The 15,279-nt window shown below is 64.1% G+C and carries 16 protein-coding genes; 4 read left to right on the top strand and 12 right to left on the bottom strand.

Annotation, left to right across the window (positions count from 1 at the left end; genetic code table 11):
• Nucleotides 1-202: 202 nt before the first annotated feature.
• Nucleotides 203-532, bottom strand: coding sequence for a CHY zinc finger protein (locus E3T31_RS18090; protein ID WP_241977450.1), 330 nt, complete (start codon nucleotides 530-532; stop codon nucleotides 203-205).
• On the opposite strand from E3T31_RS18090, the gene E3T31_RS18470 reads away from it, so the two are divergent.
• Entirely contained in the window at nucleotides 495-623 is a 129-nt protein-coding gene (locus E3T31_RS18470; RefSeq protein WP_255453981.1) for a hypothetical protein, read from the top strand. The genes E3T31_RS18090 and E3T31_RS18470 overlap by 38 nt on opposite strands.
• A gap of 99 nt (nucleotides 624-722) precedes the next feature.
• Here E3T31_RS18470 and E3T31_RS00860 read toward each other — a convergent pair whose 3' ends face one another.
• From E3T31_RS00860 to E3T31_RS00895, 8 genes are all read right to left on the bottom strand, one after another.
• Nucleotides 723-1,610 (bottom strand): thioredoxin domain-containing protein, encoded by an 888-nt coding sequence (locus E3T31_RS00860; protein WP_166788344.1) that lies wholly within the window; start codon nucleotides 1,608-1,610, stop codon nucleotides 723-725.
• A 119-nt stretch (nucleotides 1,611-1,729) separates the two neighbouring features.
• Complete coding sequence (locus E3T31_RS00865; RefSeq protein ID WP_134467044.1) at nucleotides 1,730-2,728, bottom strand: sugar phosphate isomerase/epimerase; 999 nt, start codon at nucleotides 2,726-2,728, stop codon at nucleotides 1,730-1,732.
• A 9-nt stretch (nucleotides 2,729-2,737) separates the two neighbouring features.
• Nucleotides 2,738-3,868: a Gfo/Idh/MocA family protein gene (locus tag E3T31_RS00870; protein ID WP_134467045.1), complete on the bottom strand. Its 1,131-nt coding sequence runs from the start codon at nucleotides 3,866-3,868 to the stop codon at nucleotides 2,738-2,740.
• Entirely contained in the window at nucleotides 3,868-4,707 is an 840-nt protein-coding gene (locus E3T31_RS00875) for a carbohydrate ABC transporter permease (protein ID WP_134467046.1), read from the bottom strand. Before E3T31_RS00875 ends, E3T31_RS00870 begins: the two co-directional genes overlap by 1 nt.
• On the bottom strand, nucleotides 4,700-5,695 hold the full coding sequence (locus E3T31_RS00880) for a carbohydrate ABC transporter permease (RefSeq protein ID WP_134467047.1): 996 nt from the start codon (nucleotides 5,693-5,695) through the stop codon (nucleotides 4,700-4,702). The genes E3T31_RS00875 and E3T31_RS00880 overlap by 8 nt, the downstream gene beginning before the upstream one ends.
• A gap of 57 nt (nucleotides 5,696-5,752) precedes the next feature.
• Entirely contained in the window at nucleotides 5,753-7,078 is a 1,326-nt protein-coding gene (locus tag E3T31_RS00885) for a sugar ABC transporter substrate-binding protein (protein ID WP_134467048.1), read from the bottom strand.
• Between the two features lie 9 nt (nucleotides 7,079-7,087).
• Entirely contained in the window at nucleotides 7,088-8,251 is a 1,164-nt protein-coding gene (locus tag E3T31_RS00890) for a Gfo/Idh/MocA family protein (protein WP_134467049.1), read from the bottom strand.
• Nucleotides 8,248-8,988: a sugar phosphate isomerase/epimerase gene (locus E3T31_RS00895; RefSeq protein WP_134467050.1), complete on the bottom strand. Its 741-nt coding sequence runs from the start codon at nucleotides 8,986-8,988 to the stop codon at nucleotides 8,248-8,250. The genes E3T31_RS00890 and E3T31_RS00895 overlap by 4 nt, the downstream gene beginning before the upstream one ends.
• A 154-nt stretch (nucleotides 8,989-9,142) precedes the next feature.
• Here E3T31_RS00895 and E3T31_RS00900 point away from each other — a divergent pair, with 154 nt between their 5' ends.
• Nucleotides 9,143-10,354, top strand: coding sequence for an ROK family protein (locus E3T31_RS00900; RefSeq protein ID WP_134467051.1), 1,212 nt, complete (start codon nucleotides 9,143-9,145; stop codon nucleotides 10,352-10,354).
• Here E3T31_RS00900 and E3T31_RS00905 read toward each other — a convergent pair.
• From E3T31_RS00905 to xylA, 3 genes are all read right to left on the bottom strand, one after another.
• Complete coding sequence (locus E3T31_RS00905) at nucleotides 10,347-11,228, bottom strand: PD40 domain-containing protein (protein ID WP_134467052.1); 882 nt, start codon at nucleotides 11,226-11,228, stop codon at nucleotides 10,347-10,349. The genes E3T31_RS00900 and E3T31_RS00905 overlap by 8 nt on opposite strands.
• Nucleotides 11,229-11,260: 32 nt before the next feature.
• Nucleotides 11,261-12,718 carry a xylulokinase gene (locus E3T31_RS00910; protein WP_134467053.1) on the bottom strand — a complete coding sequence of 486 codons (1,458 nt, stop codon included), beginning with the start codon at nucleotides 12,716-12,718 and terminating at the stop codon, nucleotides 11,261-11,263.
• A gap of 251 nt (nucleotides 12,719-12,969) precedes the next feature.
• Nucleotides 12,970-14,175, bottom strand: a complete 1,206-nt coding sequence (gene xylA / locus E3T31_RS00915; RefSeq protein WP_134467054.1) for a xylose isomerase — start codon at nucleotides 14,173-14,175, stop codon at nucleotides 12,970-12,972.
• Nucleotides 14,176-14,474: 299 nt separating this feature from the next.
• On the opposite strand from xylA, the gene E3T31_RS00920 reads away from it, so the two are divergent.
• Both E3T31_RS00920 and E3T31_RS00925 read left to right on the top strand, forming a co-directional pair.
• Nucleotides 14,475-14,726 carry a type II toxin-antitoxin system Phd/YefM family antitoxin gene (locus E3T31_RS00920; protein ID WP_134467055.1) on the top strand — a complete coding sequence of 84 codons (252 nt, stop codon included), beginning with the start codon at nucleotides 14,475-14,477 and terminating at the stop codon, nucleotides 14,724-14,726.
• Nucleotides 14,723-14,983, top strand: coding sequence for a Txe/YoeB family addiction module toxin (locus E3T31_RS00925; RefSeq protein ID WP_134467056.1), 261 nt, complete (start codon nucleotides 14,723-14,725; stop codon nucleotides 14,981-14,983). The genes E3T31_RS00920 and E3T31_RS00925 overlap by 4 nt, the downstream gene beginning before the upstream one ends.
• Nucleotides 14,984-15,279: the final 296 nt, after the last annotated feature.

The raw sequence follows: 15,279 nt of genomic DNA on the forward strand, positions 1-15,279 counted from the left end.
GTGTGCGCCGCCGCGAGGTGCCATCTTTGGCCCCTTGGCCGGAACTCATGGGGCCAAAGATGGCACCTCACCAGAGATGATCAGCGTTCACGGGGCGGAAGTTGGCACCTCGCGTGGCGTGGCGGGGTTCATGGGCCAAAGCTGGCACCTCACCAGAGGTGACCAGCGTTCAGGGGGCTGAAGGTATCGGCCCGCGGCCGGGTCACCCGTCGGACTCCTCGAAATAGAGGTGGGCGTGCAGGCGGCAGCCGGGGTTGAACTCGGCGGCGCAGTGCGGGCAGCGCTCGACCTGGCGATACTCGGTGATGCTGAGCTCGCGGTGGCAGGCCCCGCACAGAATCGCGAGCTCCGACCACTCGGACTGTGGCCACCGCCGGGCCGCATGCGGAACGGGTTCGCCCCGCACAGCCTCGTCGTGGCACTGGTAGCACGGGTAGTAGCGCCGGCAGCAGGCGAACCTGATCGCGACGATGTCCAGTTCAGAGTGAAAGTGGATGCAGCGGGTCGCCGAATCGAGAACCGCCCCGAACACGGGCGGCGCGGCATCCGTTTTCGCGGATGCTACGCCGGCATCCGGTGGTGGAGCTGCGCTCGCCCTGTTGGCGGGGCTGGCGCTGGGCTGAGAACGTCGGGCCCAGGTTGCGGAGCCGGGCCCATGATCGATCGTGGGCCCGCTTTCCGGGCCCGGGCCCGGGCCCGGTCGATGAATCGGGCCGTACGTGCTATTCGCCCGACTCGGCATCAGCGGTCATCTGCTCAGTGACGAAGGCTTCGAAAGTGGCGGCATCGCTGTTGGAGCCAGAGTACTTCACGCCATTCACCAGCACCGTCGGGGTTCCCTCGATTGCGTCAATGTCGGAGTTGGGAATCGGTCCCTCGAGCGCACGTTGCGTCGTGGCGTCGACCCAGCCGGAGTAGGTCTGATCGGCGATGCAGCTGGCGACCTCGCTGGAAGTCACCCCGGACCCCTCAATCAGGCTGGTCAGCTCGGCATCGGTCAGGCCGGTCGTGTTCTCGGCGGGCTGATCGGCGAACATAGCCGCGTTGAAGTCGAGAAAGTTGTCGGGGGCATAGTTGGCCACGCAGGCAGCCGCGTTTGCGGCGCGGGTGGCGTACTCGGTGCCCGACGACAACCGATCGAGAATCGAGATCGGGTGAACCTCGACCGTGGCATTTCCGGCGGTGACCCACTCGGTGATCTGCTCGCCGTTGGTGGCCTCGAAATTGCCGCAGATCGGGCACAGGTAGTCGATGTACATCACGATGTTGGCCGTGTCGACAAGCGCGCTCTGGTCGGTGGCGATCGGGTCGGCATCCGCTTCGAGAGCTGCTGTCGCGGCGGCGGAAACCGTCGTGCCGTCGCTACCGAGCAGGATGCCGTCGCTGGCCATGTTGGCCGGGCTCGCCGCTGCCGGGGCGGTGACGTTGTTCACGATGACCACGGCGACGATGGCGACCACGGCGAGCAGGCCGATACCGATGCCTCCGCGCAGAAAGAGTCGACGGCGTTGGTCCCGCTTGACCTGCTCGGCGCGCATGAGGCGGGCGGTTTCGCGGGCGTCTTCGCGTCGGTCTTTCTTGGGCGGGCGGGCCTGGCCGGAAGTGCTCATGCGGAAGTTCACCATTCGTTTGTCGCTGCTGTTGCCTACGACGTTATCGGCCCTGCCTAACGGTCTGGTTCCGGGAGCCTGTGAGGCGACTGTGAGAGCCGAGCGTAACGCGCGGGCACCTACTGGGTGAAGGCCGCATCGAACGAGGTGCTCGGCTGCGCAAAACCGAAGCTCTTCAGGAAGGCGAGTGCCTCCGGCGCGCCTTGCAGGCGGTCCATGCCGGCGTCTTCCCACTCCACCGAGAGGGGGCCGTCGTAGCCGATCGCGGTCAGCGCACGAAAGCTGTCCTCCCACGGCACATCACCGCGGCCCGTCGAGACGAAATCCCAGCCGCGTCGCGGGTCTCCCCACGGCAGATGAGACGAGAGGATGCCGTTGCGCCCGCCACCCATCCGCATCTTCGTATCCTTGCAATCCACGTGGTAGATGCGGTCCTTGAAGTCGCTGATGAAGGCGACCGGGTCGATCTGCTGCCACATGAAATGGCTGGGATCCCAGTTCAGGCCGAACGCCGGGCGGTTGCCGATCGCTTCGAGCGTTCGCACCGTTGACCAGTAGTCGTAGGCGATCTCGGAGGGGTGCACTTCGTGCGCGAACCGCACGCTGCACTCGTCGAAAACATCAAGGATGGGGTTCCAGCGATCGGCGAAGTCCTGGTAGCCCGCGTCGATGACGCTCTGCGGCACCGGAGGAAACATAGCCACGTACTGCCAGATTGACGAGCCGGTGAAGCCGACGACGGTCTTGACACCGAGGCGCTCGGCGAGCCTGGCGGTGTTCTTCATCTCCTCGGCTGCGCGGCTGCGCACCCCCTCCGGGTTGCCGTCACCCCACACCCGTGGCCCCACGATGGCCTGGTGCCGAAAATCGATCGGGCTGTCGCACACGGCCTGACCCTTGAGGTGGTTGGAGATGGCCCAGACCTTGAGATTGTTGCGCTCGAGAATCTCGAGCCGGTTGGCGATATAGGCATCGTCGTCCCAGCGCCAGGCGTCGAGATGGTCCCCAGACACCGCGATCTCCAGGCCGTCATAGCCCCACTGCCCGGCCAGCTCGGCGACCTGTTCGAACGGGAGATCGGCCCACTGGCCGGTGAAGAGGGTGTATGGGCGTGTCATGGTGTCTCCTTAGATAGAAATGATGGTGCCATTGGATGCCGCGCTCTGCTCGATCGCGTCGAGAACCTGTTGCACGGCCAGGCCGCTCTCGAAGGAGGGCTCCGGCGCGGTGCCGGAGGCGATATGCAGCAGAAAATCACGAATCTGGTGGGTGTGGCTGTGCTCCCAGCCGAGGACATGACCCTGCGGCCACCATCCTGACAGGTACGGATGCTCCGGCTCGGTGACCACGATGCGGCGAAACCCTTGCGTCTGCAGGGGTTCGTTTCCATCGAGAAATTCCAGCTCGTTGAGCCGTTCCAGATCGAATCGCAGGCTGCCGGCGCTGCCATAGATTTCCAGCCGCAGGGAGTTCTTCGCGCCGAGGGCAACCCGGCTCACCTCCACGCTCGCGATAGCGCCGCCAGCCAGGCCGAGCGTAGCCCACGCGGCGTCGTCCACCGTGACCGCTTCTGGCCCGTCGGGCCCTGGCCGCTCCGTCGTGTAGGTGTGCAGGCGACCGGATACCTCGGTGACGGTATCGCCGAGCAGGTGCATGACCTGGTCGATCACGTGCGACGCGATGTCGCCGAGCGAGCCAGAGCCCGCCGTCTCTCTGCGCAGGCGCCAGGTCATCGGCGCCTCGGCATCCGTCAGCCAGTCCTGCAGATAGCTGGCGCGCACCTGGCGCACGTCACCGAGGCGACCATCCGCGATGAGCTGCCTGGCCAGGGCGAGGGCTGGCACGCGGCGGTAGTTGAAGCCAATCATCGATTGCACCCCGGCGAGGCGTGCGGCACGGGCGGCGTCGACCATGGCCGCGCTCTCGGCGAGGGTATTCGAGAGCGGCTTCTCAACCAGCACGTGCTTGCCGGCGGCGAGCGCCGCAATAGCGATTTCGGCGTGCAGCCAGCCGGGCGCGCAGATGTCGACGATGTCCACGTCGTCGCGCGCGATGGCCTCGCGCCAGTCGGTGGCCCACTCGGGCCAGCCGAGTTGCGAAGCCGCAGCCTCGACCCGGTCGGCGTCCCGGCCCACGATCACCCGGCGTTCAAAATGGGGCACGTCGAAGAAAGCGTCAACGTTGCGCCAACTGTTCGAGTGCGCACGGCCCATGAATTCGTAGCCGATCATGGCTACGCCGAGGGGTCGGGGGGGCATTACTTCACCGACCCGGCGGCCAGTCCGGCCACCAGGTGCTTCTGCACGAGGATGAAGCCGATGAGAACGGGCAGGGACACCACAACGGATGCCGCCATCAGTTGGTTCCAGAAGACGTCCGTTTGGCTCGCATAGGCCTTGAGGCCCAGCGCCAGCGTTTTCGTGCTCTCATTGGTGAGCACCGACGCGAACAGAACCTCTCCCCACGCAGAGATAAATGAATACACCGCTACGGCGATGATGCCCGGTTTAGCCACCGGAAGCACCACGCGAATCAACGCGCCCATGCGACCGGTGCCATCGATCATCGCCGCCTCTTCGAGTTCCCGCGGAATGGACGCGAAATAGCCGCTCAGCATCCAAATCGCGAAGGGAAGGGTGAAGGTCAGATAGGTGATAATCAGGCCGCTGTATGAGCCCTGAAGCTGAATTCCCGTGAGATTTCTGATCTGAGTGAAAATCAGATACAGCGGGAGCAGGAACAGGATTCCGGGGAACATCTGGGTGGACAACACGACGAGACTGAATGCGCGACGGCCCTTGAATGCCAGGCGGGCAATGGCGTAGGCGGCGAGAACGGCGACGATAACGGAACAGAATGTCGCTGCAGACGTGACGATGAGGCTGTTCACGAAATATTTCGCCAACGGGACTGTGGTCCAGATATCGATGTAGGGCGATGCCGTCAGCGTTTCCGGAATCCAGTCGAAGACTCCCGAGACATCCTCCAGCGGTTTGAACGACGTCGAAACCACCACGTACAACGGCACGGCAACCCAGATCGACAGCAGCGACAGCACGATGGTGCGCAGCACCTTGAAGCTGCGTGTCTCAATCATTGTCCTTGTCCTTGCCCTTCGGGAGAACCATACGGATGTAGAAGGCCGACGCAATGAACAGAGCGATGAGAAGCAGCACGCTCATGGCGCCACCCAGACCGAAGTTCCAACTTCCGAAGGAGTTCTGGTAGATCAACGGGGAGACCAGCGTGGCTTCCGGTGGCGATGCGGCACCGAAGAGTACGAAGGGAATGTTGAATTGGTTGAACGTCCAGAGGCTCATCACGAGCAGCAGCACGGCATTGGTCGGGCGCACCATTGGCAGGGTGATCTTGAGGAACTGCTGCCAGAGGTTGGCGCCGTCGATGGAAGCCGCTTCGTAGACGTCGTTCGGCACGTTTTGCAGCGAGGCCATCAGCATCAGGAAGGCAAACGGCCAGAGCTGCCAGATGTTGACGATGACCATGGCGGCGAAGGAGTTCTCACCGAGCAGCCAGAACGGTCGCTCTTCGAAGAGGTGCAGGGTGTCGACCAAAATCTGGTTGATGGCTCCGTCACGCTGGTTGAACATGAACGCCCACGCGATGGTGCCCACGTAGGCGGGCAGCGCGTACGGCACCAGGAAAAAGGTGCGGATCAGAGCCCGGCCGCGAAACTGCGAATTGAGAAAGACGGCGGCGGTCATGCCGAGCACCCAGGAGAACCCCACGACCAGAATCGTGTAGAGCAGCGTGCGGCCTACCGTCGCAAAGAACACCGCTCCAATGGTGCTGTTGGGATTCAGCCCGTTGGCGAAATTCTGAAAACCGACGAACGGGGCGCCCAGCCAGTTCGTGAGATTGAGCTGGTTCAACGAGATGAACGCGACCCAGATACCCAGCAACATCGGGAGGATGTGGATGAACATTTCCAGCAGCGCTGCGGGGGTGACCAGAACGTACGGGAGTATGTTTCGGCGCTTGCGCCGAAGTGGCTTCGGTGGAGTCACGGGCGGAACCTCGGGGACGAACTCGGCCGCGGCCCGGCCCGTAATGACGGTGTGTGACATCAGACCTCCTTGAGAGAGAGGGTGGGGTCACCCCCACCCTCTGCTAACTGGCTCGAGTTACTGGGCTGCCGCCATTTGGTTATTGGCGTCGGTCAGGGCGGCTTTGATGTCGGCATCGGTCACGGTGCCGGTCGCAGCTTGGGCGAAGAGATTTTTGATGGCGGTCCCGGTCAAGGTTTCCATCTGGCCCTCCTTGCTGATCAGGGGCATGGGAGCGGCATGCTCGGCCAGTGCCTCCTGCTTGGCGACCACGTCCTCCGTTGAGAACGCAGCATCCGCTCCCGCGGCGGTCACGGTCGGCAGCGAGGTGAAGGCGGAGTTGAGGTAGACCTGCTCCGCGTCGCTCGTCATGAAGGCGGCGAGCTTGATCGCGTTCTCCTTGTTGTCGCTGTTCTTGAAGATGCTTAGGTTGATGCCGGCGACGTGGCTTTGGGTGGCTTCCATGCCCGTGGCATCCGTGGACATCATTGGCACTGGCGCGGTGGCGAAGTCGGTGAAGTCTCTGGCGGAGAAGTTCTTCAACGGACTCTGGTCGAACATCATCGCGGCGTTGCCGTTGATGAAATTGTCGACTTTGGCCGAGCCGTCGCTGGTCTCGGCGTCACTGGGTGACATGACCTTATCCGTGGACATCAGGTCAATCCACTGCTTGACACCGGCAACCTGCGCGTCGCTGTCGAAAGTCGGATTGCCCTCGGTATCGAAGAGAGTGCCACCGTTTTGCAGCCCGCGAATGAACGCTTGGTGCGAGTTGGCTGAAACGGATGCACCTGCCGCGGTGAATCCCCATTGGTCGATGGATCCGTCGCCATCGGTGTCCACAGTGAGTTTCTTGGCGTCCGTCACAAATTCGTCCCAGGTGGCCGGAGGTCCGTCAATGCCCGCCTCGGCGAACAGCTTCGGGTTGTAGTACATGTTGTACGCGAGCCCATACAAGGGAATGGAGGTTGGTGCCTCACCGGCGGCCCCGCTGGCAGACCAACTCGTCTTCAAGAACCGGTCCTCTCCGCCAACGGCGTCAAGGGTGGCGCCCTCGAACGGCTCGAACGCCCCGGTTTCCTGCAGGGTGACGGCCCAAGTATTGCCGATGTTCAGCACATCGGGGCCGTCACCGCTGGTGACGGCTGTGAGGATGCGGTTGTACAAATCCGTCCAGCTGATCACCTCCAGGTCGACCTTGACGCCCGTTTCTGCCGTGAACCGATCCAGCATGGGCTGGAGTTTGTCGGCATCGTCGGTCAGGGACGACCCCTGGTTGGATGCCCAATAGGTGATCGTGTCGCCCGACCCAGCGGCATCCGCTTCACTGGAACACGCGGTCAGACCGGACAGGCCGACGGCAACGACCGCCAGGCCGGCAAATAACTTGAATTTCGACTTCATGACAAACCCCTAGATTCTCGTTGTTGAGTAGGAGACGCGCGGAACAGCGGTTGAGTCGTTCGGGCCGGACACCGTTAAAGTCGTCGGGTCCCAGTCCTCGGGGAGTGCCTCTGACGGCGTCGCGACGCTCTCCAGGGACACGAAATCCCCCGACTCCATGGATTCAGAAATCGAGACCATGGCGTCAAGCACGTGGTAAGCGAGTTGACCCGGTGCCCGGTGCGGACGGCCCTCGCGGATCGCTCGGGCCATCTCGAGCACGCCAACCCCGCGGCTGGCGGTCGATCCTACTGACGCGACCGTGGTCCATTCCTCGGCGCCTCGAGCGCAGATGCGAATGTCACCATCGAACTGGTTCGGGTCGGGGAAGGCGATGGTCGCTTCGGTGCCGGTGACCTCAACGAAGCCGTGGCGCTTGTAAGGCGAATCGAAGCTGAAAATGCTCTGCGACGACTCCCCGCTTTCAAACTGCGCGATTGCACTCACGTGCGAGGGCACGGTGACAGCGAATTCCTCGCCGGCCTTGGGGCCAGAGCCAATGACCCGTGTCGCGCGGGACTTCGACCCAAACGCCGCGACCTTCTTAATGGAACCGAACGTCTGGATCAGCGTGGTGAGGTAATACGGGCCGATGTCAAACAGAGGGCCGGCGCCTTCTTGAAACAGGAACGCCGGGTTTGGATGCCAGGACTCGGGACCGGGCGACTGCATCAGCGTGAGCGCTGTCAGGGGAACCCCGATATCGCCCCGCTCAATCATGCGCCGCGCGGTCTGCAGCCCGGCGCCCAAAAAGGTGTCTGGCGCTGAGCCGAGGCGCACTCCGGCCGTCTCGGCGGCGGCCAGCAGGGCGCGACCAGACTGGCGGTCCAGGGAAAACGGCTTCTCGCTCCAGACGTGCTTACCCGCCTGCACTGCTTGGGTTGCCACGGCTACGTGCGCGGCCGGAATGGTCAGGTTGATGACGATTTCAACGTCGGGGTGTTCCAACGCTGCGGCCACACCGCCCGATCGCGGAATTCCGAACTCAGCGGCGCGCGCCGCGGCCACCTCTTCGAACATGTCGGCAACAACGTGCACGGTTACGTCGGGGAAGGTGGCCAGATTGGTCAGATATTCCTTGCTGATGACGCCGGCGCCAATGATGGCGATGCCGACGGGACCTGTCCTGGTCATGCGGCGACCCGCCCCGCTGCGAGGTATCGATAGCTGTCAGTGACAGCGTCGAGCATCTCACCGTGGAAATCATCGAGCTCGATGACCCCGACTTCGAGACCCTTCGCAGCATCGACGATGTCCCAGATGGGCAGCACGCCATCGCCAACGGCCAACTGCGTGCTTGGATCGGAGTTGACCGGTCCGTCCTTGATGTGTATGAGTCGCACTCGGTTGCCCAGGCGGCCGAGAAGTGCCACGGGGTCCTGCCCGCCAACCGCGGCCCAGTAGGTGTCGAGTTCGAGCACGACTGCCGGGTCGAGGTGATCGGCCAGTACCTCCAAGCCCGTGCGGCCATCGGGGAAGGTCTCCACTTCCCACCAGTGGTTGTGGTACCCGACGGTGATGCCATACTCGGTGCCCTTGATCGCCGCTGCATTGAGAAGATCGGCCGTTGCCTCGATGTCTTCGATGGTCTTCCAGCGCTCCTCGGGAACGTGCGGGTCAATGACCGTTTCGATGCCGAGCTTCTGCGCCGCAGCGAAGATTTCGTCCTGGTCAGCGCGGAGCAGCGGTGCGTGGCCGGAGGGTGCTTTCAAGCCATTTTCGCGGAGGGCCGCGCCGAGTTCGTCCGCCGTAGCGACGAAATTGTAGGGTTCGACAAGCTGAAATCCGATGTCGGCGATGCGTTTGATCGTTCCGGTCAGATCCGCGTCGAGCGCTTTTCTTACGGTGTAGAGCTGGATCGAATACGTCACTAGTTCTCCTCAACATTGAGTGAAAGTGCGGGTGATGCACCCCACACGGACAACGTAGGGCGACTTCTGCGTTTTAGTCAAGCAAAAGTAGTAAAGTGATGAACATATGGTGAGTGCGTGACCTAGATAAGTACGTGGTGGTAATACTTAACTCATGACCCTGCCCCTGACGATGCGCGCTCCCGGCGCCGCCGGAGTGTCCCGCGCCGGTGACCTCTTTCAGCTGCTGCGCGATGGCGAACCGCGCACTCGAGCCGAACTCGCCGCGGTCACCGGCCTAGCCCGGTCGACCGTGGCGGCTCGGGTTGACATGCTGCTGGCATCCGCTCTGATCAGCGCAGTCGGGGAAGCGAACTCATCTGGTGGAAGGCCGCCGTCGCGCTTCGCTTTCAACCCCGCCGCCCGCATTGTGATCGCCGTAGATATCGGTGCCTCCCACGGTGTGATCGCGCTGGTCGACCTCGGGTGCACCATTCGCGACAGCGCACGCGCCGAACTTGACGTCGCTGCCGGGCCCGAAGCCATTTTGGACTGGGTGACGGCCACCGCGCGGAAGCTGCTGACAGCGAACGACCGCGAAATCAGCGAGGTCGCCGGCATCGGAATCGGCCTGCCCGGGCCGGTTGAACATCTGTCCGGACTGCCCAGCAACCCGCCGATCATGCCGGGTTGGGACGGGTTCGACGTACCCGGGTACGTGCAACGCGTCTTTACCGTGCCCGTGCTCGTGGACAACGACGTCAATATCATGGCACTTGGGGAGCAGGCCACGGAGTGGCCGGACGATGACAATCTCCTCTTTGTCAAGGTGGCTACCGGAATCGGCGCCGGAATCATCGGGGGTGGGCAGCTACAGCGAGGCGCGGTTGGCGCCGCGGGAGACCTGGGCCACGTGCGCGTTCCCCATGCGGACCACGTTATATGCCGTTGCGGGAATACTGGCTGCCTGGAGGCCATCGTCGGTGGCCCGGCGATCGCTGCCTCCCTGCGCGAGCAGGGTCTGGAGGCCACAAGCGTTCGCGACGTTGTGGCGCTGGCCCGGGCTGGCAATGTTGTGGCGCTCGCCGCGGTGCGCCAGGCCGGGCGAGACATCGGAACGGTGCTGGCAACCTGTGTGAACCTGCTGAATCCATCGGTCATCGTGATCGGCGGTGGCATGGCCGAAGCGGGCGAACATCTGCTGGCCGGAATTCGCGAAATCGTATACTCGCGCTCCCTGCCCCTGTCGACCGCCCAGCTGCGCATCGTGCAGTCGCGGGCTATGGATCGGGCTGGTGTGCTCGGCGCTGCGATGATGGTGATCCTGCACGTGCTGTCGGTGACCCAGATCGACAATCTTCTGGTTCCGCAGAAGGGGATCAGCTGATCGGGTATTCCACGTAAGCGAACCGAGCACTATCGGGTGCCCAGCCGTTCACATTGACAGTGCCCTGGCCGCCGAACACGGAGGCAACCGTGACGGCACGGGTCCAGTCGTCTCCGCGCACGAAGCGGATGTCCACCAACAGATCCGCGGGATGCCCCGTGGTGCCGTTCGGGAAGCTGAGGAAGTAGGCGCAGGTGCCGTCGGGCGAAAGATGCGGAAACCAGTTCACGCGCTCGTCGACGGTGAGCTGTTCAACGTTGCTGCCGTCGGGATGCATGCGCGCGATTTGTGCATGGCCGGGCGCCTCGCTGAACTGTTCGGTGTTGAAGTAGATCCGCTGCCCGTCGGGCGAGTACTCGGAGCCATCGGCATGGGCGGACCCGTCGGTAAGCGCGGTGTCATTGCTGCCGTCGGCGCCGATCGTGTGCACGGCGCCGGAGTTGCTCTCATCTTCGGGCTCAAGGCGGATGTAGGCGAGGGTCGATCCGTCGGGACTGACACCGTGCAGAAAATGCATCGCCGTGCCGGTATTCGGAGTAATCCGCGTGGCGGTCCCGCCGGCCAGCGGTGCGGAGTAGATGTGCCGGTCGTTGGCGGAGAGGTAGATCGTCTCGCCGTCCGGAGCCAGCACGTGATCGTTGTTGAGCTCGGGAATGCCCTGGATCTCTAACCGAACCGGTCGTGCCCCCGGCACCGGCAGCAGCCGCCAGAGTAGTCCGTCGCCGTTCAGGATCAATTCCCCAGCCGCCGTCCAGTTCGGAGCCTCATACAGTCGTTCGTCGGTCTCGAGCACGAGGATGCTCTCGCCAGTGGCCACGTCCAGCACGACGATTCGGCAGACTTGTTGGGGCGCGAGAGTGCGTGCGGGGGACATGATTAAATCCTTCTCTAGGGTCGCAAACGGGGTCAGGAGTGCGCCGCGTACTGGGCGCGGATGACCGGGCAAAAATCGGGCGCCGGCTCGGCCGCAATGGCCGCAGCCCAGGTCGGACGGGTGCCGGTCAGAGCCCAGGCCGCCTGCACTGCCCCGCCGTCAGCGACGTATTCGCCCGGCGCCGGTACCACGACCGGAGCCGCGAACACCTGGGCGGCGATGGCGCGCACGGCCGGGTTCTGCGCCGCTCCGCCGATCAGTAGAATGCGCCCGACGCTCACGCCCAGTGCCTGCACGGCGTCGAGGCCGTCGGCCAGTCCGCACAACATGCCCTCGATCGCGGCGCGTGCCAGGTTCGGCCGGGTCGTCGACGCGAGAGTCATTCCGAAAACGGATGCCGTCGCCTCCGGCAGGTTCGGCGTGCGTTCCCCGGCGAAGTACGGCTGCAGCACGAGGCCTTGTGCTCCCGGCTCGGCTTCTAGGGCGAGGCGCCCCAACTCGTCGTAGTCGACGCCGAGCAGCGCTGCGATCGAGTCGAGAACGCGGGCGGCATTGAGGGTCGCGACCAGGGGCAGGAAGTCTGCGGAAGCCGAGGCGAACCCGGCGACGGAGCCGGAGGCATCCGTCGTGGGCTGATCGGTGACGGCGAACACGGTGCCGCTCGTGCCGATCGAGACGATGACGTCGCCGGCGCTCGCGCCGAGGCCGAGGGCGGCACCCGCATTGTCGCCGGCACCCGCGGCGACCACGATGCCGGCTGGGAGCCAGGCGTGGTTGCTGCCGCCCAGTCGCGCGGTGACGCCGGCCTGTTCGTCGGCGCCGAGCACGCGGGGGAGCACGGCGGCGTGGCCGAGGGCGAGTTCGAACAGGTCAAGGTCGTAGTCGCCGGTGCTCGGTGACCAATACGCTGTGCCGCTCGCGTCGGAACGGTCGGTGGTGAGCTCGGTCAACACGGGGCCGAGGGGATTTTCGGCGGCCGGGCCATCGGCGACGACGGAGGTCGCGGCCGGGCCGAAGCCGCGCAGACGCCAGGTGAGCCAGTCGTGCGGCAGGGCTACGGCGGCGACCCGGGCCGCGTTGGCCGGTTCGGCGTCCTGCAGCCAGCGGAGTTTGGTCGCGGTGAAGGACGCGACCGGAACGACTCCGGTGCGGGCGGCGTACTCGGCGGCGCCTACTTCGCGCAGCAGGTCGAGGGCGGCCGGGGCGCTGCGGGTGTCATTCCAGAGCAGCGCCGGCCGAATGACTTCGCCGTCGACGTCGAGCACGACCATGCCGTGCTGCTGCGCCCCGATCGAGATGGCGGCGACGTCGTCGAGGCCGCCGGCGTCAGCGACGGCCTCCTGGAGGGCGTCCCACCAGGCGGCGGGGTCGACCTCGGTGCCTTCTGGGTGGCTGGCCCGACCGGACCGCACCAGCGCTCCGGTGTCGGCGTCACGAATGACGACCTTGCAACTCTGTGTCGACGAATCGACTCCGGCAACCAGTGTCATGACATGTCCGTTCGTAGGTCAGGTGCGCATAACTCCTGCAATCTGTGCGGCCGCCCAGTGACTTTGGCGTAAAGACGTGGGTGTCGGTGCGGGCGGCAGATAATTTGCAGGAGTTATGCGCGGTGGTGGGTGGCTAAATCAGGAAACCGGGGACGCTGGTTGGCACCCGACCCCGATTTTACGGGGCACATAGTGGCAATGGCGGCCGACCCCCTGAATTAGCCCCCGCCGGGCAGGGGCAGGGGCAGGGGCTAGCGGGCGCCGAGCAGATGCTCGAGGGCGAGCTGCTGCAGGTGCACGAAGCCAAAGCCCTTGCCGCCGAAATACGCGTCGGTGTCGAAGTCTTCGTAGGAGCCGCGGTCGGCGAGGAGGTCGTTGTAGCTTTCGCCGGCGGCCAGGGTGTTGTTCGCCAGGTCGGGTACCTTCGACGCGGCGAGGGCCGCCTGCACCTCGGGGTCGGCGCGGAAGGCGGCGGCGCGCTGCTTGAGCAGCAGGTAGGTGCGCATGTTGGCCGCGGCCGAGGTCCACACACCGGCGACATCTTCTGTGCGTGAAGGCTTGTAGTCGAAGTGGCGGGGCCCGGTGTAGGTCTGGCCGCCATTCGGGCCACCGTTTTCGAGCAGGTCGACCAGCGCGAACGCGTTCTGCAGGTCGCCGTGGCCGAAGACCAGGTCCTGGTCGTACTTGATGCCGCGTTGACCGTTCAGGTCGATGTGGAACAGCTTGCCCTGGTACAGCGCCTGCGCGATGCCGGCAGCGAAGTTGAGCCCGGCCATCTGCTCGTGCCCGACTTCGGGGTTTACGCCGACCATTTCGGGCCGCTCAAGCGTTTCAATGAAGGCCATCGCGTGGCCGACGGTCGGCAGCAGAATATCGCCGCGGGGTTCGTTGGGCTTTGGCTCAATGGCGAAGCGGATGTCGTAGCCCTTGTCGGTGACATAGTCACCGAGCAGGTTCACGGCCTCGCGGTAACGCTCCAGCGCCGAACGGATGTCCTTGGCCGCGTCATACTCGGCGCCCTCGCGGCCGCCCCACATGACGAAGGTCTGGGCGCCGAGCTCGGCGGCGAGGTCGATGTTGCGCAGCACCTTGCGGAGCGCGAACCGGCGCACGGCGCGGTCGTTCGAGGTGAATCCGCCGTCCTTGAAGACGGGGGCGCTGAACAGGTTGGTGGTGACCATCGGCACGACCAGGCCGGTGTCGGCGAGTGCCTGCTTGAGGCGGTCGATCTGCTGCTGGCGGGCGGCATCCGTTGAACCGAAGTCGAACAGGTCATCATCGTGAAAGGTGAGGCCGTAGGCGCCGAGCTCGGCCAGGTTGGTGACGGCGTCGACGACATCGAGCTTGGGCCTGGTCGGGCCGCCGAACGGGTCGCTGCCGTTGTAACCGACGGTCCAGAGGCCGAAGGAGAACTTGTCGTCGCGGGTGGGGGTCAGGCTCACGTCACTCAGGGTCATTTCACTACTTCCGATTCAGCTTCGTTGATGATTTGTTGACTACTCAAACATATATCAGAAGCGAGCGCAATCGTGCGTGAACGTCGGTGCAGGCTCTTTGAAGGGATGCCGCCGCACTCGCGAACGACTTTCCCCGCTCCGGGATTATCGGGCCCCGCGTGAGGTGCTCGACCCCGGCAGTAAAGTGTTCGAACGCGAGGTCTCCGATCGCTGGGCGCGTGCCCAGACGTAAGGTCTAATGTCTAGTCATTGCGGTACTGCTTCTCGTACAAGTGCCTACTTGATCCCGAGGAGCCACGATGACCACGATTACAGCAAGCGACCCCCGTAAATCGCTGTTCCCTCTTCTGGGTCAAGTCAACGACGATCACTGTGCTGTCACCATCACTTCCAAGGCCGGAAACGGAGTTCTCATCTCAGAAGAGGACTACGAAGCCTGGCAGACGACCCTGCATTTGTTCTCCACCCCAGCGAACGCGCGTCGTCTGTCCGATGCGATGGAACGCTCCGAGCGCGGCGACTATGCAGCCCGCGATCTCGACCGGTCGTGAGGCTGGTCTTTGACCCAGCCGGGTGGGACGACTGCCAATGGTGGCAAGTCAACGACCGTCGACTTCTCAAACGCGTCAACGTCCTCATCGATGACGCGATGCGCAATCCCGCAGACGGTCGCGGTCAGCTTGAACGGTTCAAACATCGTGCCAGCGATGTCTGGTCGCGACGGATAAACCAGGAGCACAGCCTCGTCAACCGGGTGATCGGTAATGACTTGGTGATCCTGCAGGCACGCTTCCACTATGACGATTGAGCCCGCTGGCCGCGGATCCTGCGGAGCCTCGGTGGCGTCGTTCAGAACTGCGGAAATTTGTGTCCAGAAGCCGTGAAACCGGCTGTTCTTGACCCATTCCCCTCTGCGTCAAGCTGGTTGTGAGTCAGTTCACGATCAGCAGGAAGCAGAGAAATGTCAATCAGCCCAGGGTTCACGGCGGCAGAGATTCGCGAGTTTGTTTATGAGTACCACGCGATTGTGCACGGAGGAAAGACTGCCTGGCGCGTGGAGCGCGGGGTCTCGTCGCACACGTTGAGACGGTGGAGCGACGCGGT

This window comes from Cryobacterium sp. TMS1-13-1 (assembly GCF_004403125.1).
Taxonomy (GTDB): Bacteria; Actinomycetota; Actinomycetes; order Actinomycetales; family Microbacteriaceae; genus Cryobacterium; species Cryobacterium levicorallinum.